Consider the following 1,675-nt stretch of genomic DNA (forward strand, 5'->3'; position numbering starts at 1 on the left):
ACAACGCCACTTTCCAGCGGGGTTTCCACCGCCAAATTAGTCTAAACGTGAAATAAAAAGACAACCACCCTTTTTTGTCAACAGATCCTGTGGACTATCGGCGACTATACGGGAAAGTAAAGCGCGCATCCGTTGTCAGCATAAAACCTCGCTTGGCGGCGTGGCGCGCTTCGTTCCCGAAGAACTGATCAAGCCAGTGGTTGATGACTTCTTCCTCAAGGCGCTCCCCCTCAGGGTGGATCAAGGCGAGCTCATAGCTCCAGACACTAGTCTTAGGGTTCGTTTCCAGAGTAAGCTCCAGGATCAGGCCATCCACATAGCGCCGGTAGCGTTCACGGTCTATCATGCCAAGTGGCTGGAGCGCTGCCAGTGCAAGAGGCTCGCTGTTGGCCAGTGTCCACATTTCCTGAACGATGAGCCGGTCTCGCTCCGCAGTGCGTCTCATTTTAAGTTCTCCGGATTGAGTCCTAGAAGATCATCAGGAACAAATAAGCCATCTTTGCGGATCAGCTCCCCGTCAAAGCGCACTTCGCCACCTCCGTACTCAGGACGCTGGATATAGACCAAATCCCAGTGCACCTGGCTACGGTTGCCATTGTCCGCAGTCGTGTAGGCCTGGCCCGGCGTGAAGTGGAAACTACCCGCAATCTTCTCATCAAACAGGGTGTCGCGCATCGGCTGGAGGACATAGGGATTGAAACCGAGTGAAAACTCCCCGATATAGCGTGCTCCTTCGTCGGAATCAAGGATTTGGTTGAGTCGCGCTGTCTGGGCAGGACTGCTTGCTGTCGCCTCGACAATCTTGCCATTCTTCAGCACGAAACGGATCCCTTCGAAGAGACTTCCTTGATAGAGCGAGGCAGTATTGAACTGAATATGCCCGTTGACGGAGTTGCGTACGGGGCATGTGAAGCACTCGCCGTCGGGGATATTACGCTCGCCGTAGCACATCACTGCGCCGATATTCTTAATAGAGAAGCTCAGATCAAGTGTCTCGCCGGTAAGTTGAACCCGATCCGCTCGCAACATTCGCTCATGCAGGGGAGTCATTGCCTTCTGCATCTTCGCGTAGTCTAACGTGCAGACATTGAAGTAGAAATCAGTGAACGCCTCCGTGCTCATCCCAGCAGACTGAGCGAAGGCCGGTGACGGGTAGCGCAGAACAACCCATTTGGTATGGTTGACCCGCTGGTCCGCAACGGGGCGCCACCAGTGATTTTGGTAGAGTGCCATTTTCTCCTGGGGAACGTCACTCAGCTCAAGGCTATTACTCGCCCCACGGATCCCAAAGTAGGCATCCATTGTCTTCATACGCTCTAGCTCATGCTGGCCAATCGCCTGCATCTGTTCCGTCGTGGCGCTCTGGTAAAGAGCACGCAAAACACGATTGGAGTGCGTCTCCACAAAGGGAATAGCACCCACGGCGGCGACAGCTTCTATGAGTGCCCGGACAAAATCGTCGGGAGTGTCGAAGGTTTCAATAAGTACGCGCTCGCCCGCGCGTAGGCGCGCGGAGTGCGTAACAAGTACTTGAGCGAGCTGGGAAAGTCGAAGGTCAGACATGGGCGTATTGTACCAAAAGAAAAGCGAATTATTTTCTTAATTTTCTTGACATGCTTAGTATGCTGCGATAATATTCTCCTTGCGCTTCGGACAAACCCGACGCAGACGACTC

General features: G+C 53.6%; 2 protein-coding genes. Both read right to left on the reverse strand.

The features are described from left to right. Nucleotides 1–94: 94 nt before the first annotated feature. Entirely contained in the window at nucleotides 95–445 is a 351-nt protein-coding gene (locus ACH2EH_RS10915) for a hypothetical protein (protein WP_395141586.1), read from the reverse strand. Further along, nucleotides 442–1,563: an aminopeptidase gene (locus tag ACH2EH_RS10920; protein ID WP_395141588.1), complete on the reverse strand. Its 1,122-nt coding sequence runs from the start codon at nucleotides 1,561–1,563 to the stop codon at nucleotides 442–444. Before ACH2EH_RS10920 ends, ACH2EH_RS10915 begins: the two co-directional genes overlap by 4 nt. Nucleotides 1,564–1,675 lie beyond the last annotated feature (112 nt).

This window comes from Armatimonas sp., assembly GCF_043760365.1.
Lineage (GTDB): Bacteria > Armatimonadota > Armatimonadia > Armatimonadales > Armatimonadaceae > Armatimonas.

Bases quoted from the DNA above. Each gene is read 5' to 3' on its own strand.
- ACH2EH_RS10920 (WP_395141588.1), bottom strand. From the start codon at position 1,563: ATGTCTGACCTTCGACTTTCCCAGCTCGCTCAAGTACTTGTTACGCAC.
- ACH2EH_RS10915 (WP_395141586.1), bottom strand. From the start codon at position 445: ATGAGACGCACTGCGGAGCGAGACCGGCTCATCGTTCAGGAAATGTGG.